Origin of the sequence: Frankia sp. EI5c (assembly GCF_001636565.1) — a bacterium.
Taxonomy (GTDB): Bacteria; Actinomycetota; Actinomycetes; order Frankiales; family Frankiaceae; genus Parafrankia.
Genome location: NZ_LRTK01000123.1, coordinates 1 through 7,223, shown reverse-complemented (window position 1 = coordinate 7,223; position 7,223 = coordinate 1). Strand labels below are relative to the sequence as shown.

Here is a 7,223-nt window from a genome sequence, read left to right as displayed (position 1 = left end):
ACAGCTGCCTGGGTGACCCCGCGTCCAATCTGGCGGTCACCCTCACCGCCCGCGGGGTGCTGCGGAACGCGCGCAGCCGGTACCGCCGGGCCACCGACGCCCGGGTGGACAATCCGCTGCGCTGCCTCGCCCAGGTCGGTGACCTCTCGCTGCTGCCGCATCTGCGGGCCCGGCGGATCGGGCTGGAGAACGACCCCGGGTTCCGGCTCGACTTCTTCGCCGTGGAGGTGCTCGGCGCGCACGCGATGCTCAACCGCAACGCCCCCGCGTGGTCCAGGCCGAACCCGCCCCACGACCCGGCGNCCCGGCCGCCGCACCTGGTGGTCCTCGGCATGTCCGGCCTCGGCCAGGCCGTCGTGATGGAGCTCGCCCGGCGGTGGCGTGACAGCAGCCCGGCCGACGGCCCGCTGCTGCCCATCGTGGTGTCCGGGCGGGACGCGTCCGCGCAGGCCGCGGCCATGCGGTCCCGGGAGCCGGCGCTCGCGCGGGTCGAGTTGCTGGCGCATGACAGCACCTCCGGCCAGCTGCCGGCCCAGTTCCTCCTGGTCGGTCAGCCACCGGGCGGTCCGCCCACGCCACCCGAGTTCGTCTACGTCTGTCACCGGGACGAGGAGGAGGCACTGCTGCGCTGGCTGGAGGTGCTCCGCGCGATCGGCGCCGGCAGTCTCGGTGCGCGGCGCACCCGGATCGTCGTGCGCACGGGCCGCCAGCGCAGCTTCGAGGACGTCTTCGGACCGCGCAACCCACCCGGGGATCAGGACGGCGAGCCGCCGGGCGGCGGCAGTGGGCTGCTGGACAACGTCCGGGGCGGGCTGCGGTTCTTCGCGGTGAACGACCAGGCGCTGCCGCTAGACCCCGGCGCGAACGACCTCATCGAGCGCTTCGCGCGGATCATCCACGACAAGTACCTGGCCAAGGAGCTGGCCCGCGGCGCGGCGATGGGCTCGCGGCGCAGCCTGCTCCCCTGGGACGAGCTGGACCAGGACCTACAGGCCTCGAACCGGGCGCAGGCGATCGGGTACAGCGACGTCCTGCGCCGGCGGAACTGGATGCTGGTGCCGCTGGGCGAGCATGACCCGGAGTTCGTCTTCACCGAGGACGAGGTGGAGCAGCTGGCCCCCGAGGAGCATCTGCGGTGGTGGCGCGAGCGGGAGAGCCGCGGGGTGCGCCACCCGTCGCTGGTCGACTGGGAAAGCCTCTCCNCCGCCGACCGGGATCGCAGCCGCGAGGTCGTCCTCAACATGCCCGCCGTGCTGGCCGCCGCCGATCTGGGCATCGTGCGCATGACCCCCCGGCCGCCGGAGGTCTAGCCCCGGACCTGGATTCCGCCGGCGGTCGGCGGTCAGTGGTCGGCGGTCAGTGGTCGGCGGTCAGTGGAGGCGCTGGTCGGCCGGGCAGTCCAGGGCGCTCGCCCGGGTCAGGCCATCCACCGACAGCCGCGCCGAGAGGCGGACCGCGCCGCTGGACTGGGTGAGGATGCCGGTCCAGCCGCCGGCAGCCCGGAATACGCAGGCATCACCCTCGGTAAGTTGCCAGTACGGAGTGTAGTGCACCAGCACGGTTGCGACCCCGGGATTCGCGAAGGACACGGCAACCGAGCTGACACCGAGTTCGGTCAGGGTCGCCGGGCCCCGCACGAGGCCGGAGGAGTCCCGGACCAGCCAGACCTTCCAGTCCTCGTTCTGCCAGGCCAGCTCCAGGTAGCTCAGGCCGGAGCGCAGCAGCTCGGCCTCGGCGACGGCGGAGGGGTCCAGATCGACGTCCGGCAGCGCGACATAGGTGACGCCCCGGGCCAGCAGCCACTCGTGGTAGGTCTCCGCGGTCAGNGTCCCGTCGTAGAACAGGGCGTTGTACTTGCTGTCCAGCTGACGCAGCCAGCCTCGCGTCATCGGCACCCGCGGCGGGACGTAACGGGCCTCCCAGTGTGACCGGGTGAACGGGATCTCGATCCGCCCGGCCGGGACGGGCCCCTCGTTGTCCAGGTAGTCCAGCAGCTCCGTGTAGTAGTCGGGCGAAGCGGACGGGTCGCCGNGGGNGACCNGGGCACCGTGGATGGGCCCGATCTGCCAGGCGATCAGCGGGATCGACACCACCGCGAGCACCCGCGGCCGCCGGATCAGGAACACCGCGGCGGCCGGCCCCGCGAGCATCGTCGCCGGGCGGGTGATGTTGCCACCGACCTGGGTCGGCACGAAGAAGAAGACGACCGNCGCCNNCGCCCACAGCAGCAGGCCGCGGCGCACCGCCCGCTGCTCCCGCGGCACGAGCAGCAGCCCGCCCCCGATCAGCGCCAGCAGGGAGAAGAAGGTGATGGCGGGGAAGGGCTGGTAGCCCTCCTCCGGGAAGGCCAGGGCGACGATGATCCCGGCGCCCGCCCCCAGGAAACCGGCGAGCACCCGGCGCGGCAGCGACCCGAGCAGCGCCACCCCGACCATGAGGACGAACCCGGCGGCGAGCGGCGACGCCAGCGACGACAGCACCGCTCCCACCCACACCAGCCACACCCGGCGCTCCCGCGCGCCGACCAGCGCGAGGGCGCCGAACGCCATGCCGAGCGCGAACGGCATCCGGCCCACCACCAGGTTGGCCACGGTCGCGACCGCGAACCACACCAGCGCTAGATCGTTCCCGTGGCGGGCCCCCGGCCCACGCAGCAGCCTCGTCACGATGACGGTCGACGCGACGCAGGCGAGCGCACCCACGGTCTGGACGCCCAGCAGGGCGCCCAGTGGGGGAAAGAGCACGCTGTAGCCGGGTATGGTGTGGCCGCCGTACCAACCGTCGTCCCACAGCACCGCCCCGCCGTGCTCGAACAGCCAGACCCGATACTCCTGGGCAGGGGTGTCCGGGCCGGTCACGTCGAGGCACACCGAGATCAGGCAGAGCACGGCGGTTAGCAGCCAGGGCCGGCGCACGACCGCGGTGCCCAGGGCGGCGGCCGCCTCGACCAGCCGGCTGCGGCGGCGAGGTCCCACGGCGAGGCAGGAGGTCTGCGGGAGTGAGTCGCGGCGACGGCCCGTCCCGCCTGGTCGGAGCATCTCCTCGGACGCGGTCGGGGCTTCGCCGGTGGTGGTTCCGAGCGGAGGGTCAGGCGTCGCGAGCAGACCCACCCGCCACCTCCCCGCCTTCCGCAGCCGGTCCATCCGGTGCCCTGACCGCCCAGGGCGTGGAACCATCCCAACCCGAGCACCGCGGCCGCGTCGACATCTTCACCGGGCGCTGGCTGATCCTGGCCGGCACGATCGCCGCCAGCCTCGCCATGCTCGGCGAGGCTCGGCTCGGACCCAGGGATCCGCAGGCGAGCGACCCGTCGTCCTGGTGGGGGATTCTCCCATCCACACCGCCGACGGACACGGCCAGGGGAGTGCTTGCGGCCACAGCCGCGCTCGCCGTCATCGCCCTGTGCCTGACCTGGCTGCTTCTGCTGGCGAGCGCGCTTCGCCACACGCTTTCGACGCGGGTGGCGGCCCTCGCCGCCCTCGCGTGGGCCACCCCGTTCGCGGTGGGCCCACCACTGTTCAGCCGGGATGTCTACGCCTACTCGGCCCAGGGTGAACTCGCCCGGCACGGGCTGGACCCGGCGACGCACGGCATCGGCGCCCTGGCCTCACGGGACGCCGCCGGCGAGATCTTCGTGGCCGCCGTGGACCCACGATGGCGCGAGACCCACGCTCCCTACGGGGGGCTCGCGGTCGGTGTCGAACGGTTGGCCGCGGCGCTCGGCGACGCACTGGGAACCGGCCCGGCCGAGGCCACGGTCGTGCTGCGGATCGTCGCTGTGATCTCCACCGTCGCACTCGTCCTGCTGGCGCTACGGCTGGTGCGCGGGCCGGCCGGCGCCGCCGCCGGGGCCACCGCCGCAACCGGGGCCATCGGGGCGCCGATCGTGCTCGCCCTGCTCGCGGCCAACCCATTCGTGATCATTCACCTGGTCGGCGGCGCCCACCTGGACGCACTTGCCGCCGCCCTGCTGGTCGGCGCGCTCGTGGTCGACCGGATGCGCCGGCGCCCGGGCGCCGCCGGCCCGCGCCGGGACGCGACCCGCGACCGCGCGCTCGGCACCGCCGCCGTGGCGCTGGCCTGCCTGGCCGGCAGCGTCAAGGCAACGGCCTTCCTCGGCCTGGGCTGGCTGCTGTTCGTCCATGTCCGGGACTCCTGGAACGCCGGAGCCGCCGGAGCCGGAGCCGGTTCCGCGGTGGGAGGCGGCCGCGCGGCCGGGCGGCGCGGCGCGGCGGTGGCCACCACCGCCGGGACCCTGGGCGCCGACCTCCTCGCGGGCGCGGGTGCGCTGGCGGCCGCGATGGCCGCGGGCGGTTACGGTCCCACCTGGATCGGCGCTCTCGCCACCTCGGGCAAGCTCGAGACGGGGGTCGCTCCGGCCTCAATCCTCGCGACCGTTCTCTCCGCGCTGGCACGGCTGGTCGGTCTGGACGTCGCCGACGGCACGCTGCTCAACGTCACCCGGGCGCTCGCGCTGGCCGCGGCCGGCGTGACCATCGCCTGGCTCACGCTGCGCTCCTGGTCCCGGCCGGAGACCGGCGGGCACCGCGATGACCTGGCCGTCCTGGGCTTCGGTGGGATGGCTGTGGCGCTGGGGTCGCCTGTGGTCTATCCGTGGTATCTCGCGTTGAGCGTGCCGTTTCTCGCCGTGATCGTCGCACTGGGACGACAGGCTCCGCCGCGGCGCACCCGGGCGGTCGTCGGGCTGGTCGCGGTCACGTCGGTGTGGCTGTGCGCCGCGACGTTGTCCCCCCTCGCCGCAACCTGGCGGCTGCTCGGACGAGCCGGCCCGGCCGGCGCCGCGGTGGCGGTGGCGCTGGGCCTGGTGGCGCTGCTGACAGCGGCTGGGCTGCTCCAACGGCAGGTGACCCACCGGCGGCGGATCGTGCCATATACCACGCGGCGATGACCAGCAGCGCGTTGCGCGCGACGAGCAACGCGCCGCCCACCACCCGGCCCTGGACGACGTCGTTGTACCGCCACGGATAGACGACCTGCGTCAACACGGCGGCGACGGCGAACAGCAGCGCCGGATCCGCCCACCGCACCCAGCCCGACCAGGCCGACCAGGCCGACTGGCCCGTCCGTCCGGAAGCCCGCTCGTCGCGGGCGATCCAGGCGGCGACCAGGACGAGCAACCAGAGCAGGTACTGCGGGCTCAGCACCCGCGAGGTGATCACGATGGTGAGCACCGTCAGCAGGCCCCGGACCTCGACGCCCCCGGCCTCCCCCGCCGCCGGCGGCCGCACCACCCACCACCACAGCACCGCCGCCGCGATCAGGACGATCTCGACCAGTGAGCAGGCCGCCGCCACCTGCCGGGCGAGCGCCCCGTCGAATTGGAGCGACCCGTAGGAATACACGGGCGGGTCACCGACACCGAACATCCGGGCGACCACGAAGGGCGTCGCCGGCACCGCCTCGATCTGCAGGCCGCGGGCACGTTGCGCGTCGAGGAACCCCAGCGCCCCCCGCCACCAGCCGGCGGCCGCGAGCACCCCGGCCAGGAGCGCCACCACCGCCACCGCGCCGCCCAGCACACGCCCACCCCGCGCCAGGACCGCCCACCGGGCGGAGCCCCCGCGGCCCCCCAGGCCGTTCCGGCCGAGCGTGACGAGCAACAGACCGGGCCACACCTTCACCGCCGCGCCGAGCGCCACCCAGCCACCGAAGCGACCGAACCGGCCACCGGCTGGAGCGCCGGACGGGCCGCCGGCCGCGGCGCCGCCCAGCGCGAGCAGGGCGGCGAGGGCCGCCGCCGCGGGCAGCAGGTCGAACCGGGCCACGGTGACCGGGCCGAGCGCGAGCGTGGCGAGCAGCCAGTAGCCCGCCGCCGGCCGCGAGCGGCGGGCCAGCGCCCAGGTCACCGCGGCGTCGACCGCGAGCACCATCAGGTAGAACGAGACCTCGTAGGGCACGCCCAGGTACTCCCGGGGCACCGCCGGCAGCGCCAGCGTGACCGCCGCGCCCGGCGGGTACTGCCACTTCTCGCCCCCGGGGATCTCCCGGTCGTGGACGAGTGAGTGCCCCCAGTCCCGGTAGAGGTCCACGTCACCGAGAACGCTCTGCTGCGCGCCGAACACCTGCCCGGCCAGCGCCAGCAGGAGCAGCAGCGCGCGGCTGAGGACCCACCCGACGAGCACCGGGCGGCCCCGTGCGGTCTCCCAGGCGCGTCGCATCTGTCGGAAAGTACCGGCCGCGGTGGCGCGGGCGGTACCGGCGCGGGAAAGTCGTTGCCAAGCGAGTACGCTTCGCTACCTAGAGTCACAGCCCCACGGCACGCCGGTGCTCTGGGGTGCGGAGCCCGACGGCGCGCTCCGCGCGTGGCAGGTGGCCCGACGCGCCGCGGAGGTGCTCTGTGATCCTCGGGACCGGCTCCGCCTGGGACACGGCGTGCGTACAGCTCGCCGACGCAGCGCGACATCTGGACCTGGACGATGGAATGCACGACCTGCTGCGCACTCCGCGCAGATCCATCTCCGTCTCCGTGCCGCTGCTGCGGGACGACGGCCAGCTCCTCGTCCTGTCCGGCTACCGGGTCCAGCACAACCTGGCCCGCGGGCCCGCCAAGGGCGGCCTGCGCTACCACCCGGCCTGCGACCTCGACGAGGTCAAGGCGCTGGCCATGTGGATGACGTGGAAGTGCGCGCTGATGGGCATCCCCTACGGCGGCGCGAAGGGCGGCATCGCCGTCGAGCCGGGCCTGCTCTCCCGGCAGGAACGCGAGCGGATGACCCGCCGCTACGCGGCCGAGCTCGTCCCGCTGATCGGCCCGGACAAGGACATCCCCGCCCCGGACGTCGGCACCGACGAGCAGACCATGGCCTGGATCATGGACACGTACTCCACCCACACCGGCCACACCGCCGCCGGCGTGGTCACCGGCAAGCCGCTGTCGATCGGCGGGTCGGCCGGGCGGGCGGGTGCCACCAGCCGCGGGGTCCAGCTCGCCGCCTTCGCGGCGCTGCGCGAACTCGACAAGGACCCCCGGGAGACCACGGTCGCCGTGCAGGGGTTCGGCAAGGTCGGTGCACTCGCCGCCCAGTACCTGCATGACGCCGGCTGCCGACTGGTGGCGGTGTCCGACGTCAAGGGCGGTGTCCACAACGGCGCGGGGCTCAACCCGACCGCGCTCATCCGGCACGTCGCCCGCGGCGGGGACACCGTGGTCGGCTACCCGGGCACGGACACGATCACCAACGCCGAGCTGCTCGAGCTCGAGG

General features: G+C 74.3%; 2 protein-coding genes and 3 pseudogenes. 2 read left to right on the top strand and 3 right to left on the bottom strand.

The genetic code is table 11. From position 1 onward, the window contains the following. Positions 1-1,370 precede the first annotated feature (1,370 nt). The 3 pseudogenes from UG55_RS44115 to UG55_RS44105 form a co-directional block, all read right to left on the bottom strand. Positions 1,371-1,826, bottom strand: a pseudogene (locus UG55_RS44115) (hypothetical protein); the annotation flags it as partial. A 1-nt stretch (position 1,827) separates the two neighbouring features. Further along, a pseudogene (locus tag UG55_RS44110) lies at positions 1,828-2,031 on the bottom strand (hypothetical protein); the annotation flags it as partial. A 185-nt stretch (positions 2,032-2,216) separates the two neighbouring features. After that, positions 2,217-3,110 (bottom strand): annotated as a pseudogene (locus UG55_RS44105) (hypothetical protein); the annotation flags it as partial. A gap of 56 nt (positions 3,111-3,166) precedes the next feature. On the opposite strand from UG55_RS44105, the gene mptB reads away from it, so the two are divergent. Both mptB and UG55_RS25955 read left to right on the top strand, forming a co-directional pair. Further along, positions 3,167-4,909, top strand: a complete 1,743-nt coding sequence (gene mptB / locus UG55_RS25960; protein ID WP_242425129.1) for a polyprenol phosphomannose-dependent alpha 1,6 mannosyltransferase MptB — start codon at positions 3,167-3,169, stop codon at positions 4,907-4,909. Positions 4,910-6,358: 1,449 nt separating this feature from the next. Further along, positions 6,359-7,223, top strand: an 865-nt coding sequence (locus UG55_RS25955; protein WP_066074415.1) for a Glu/Leu/Phe/Val dehydrogenase, incomplete at its 3' end; no start/stop codon positions are given.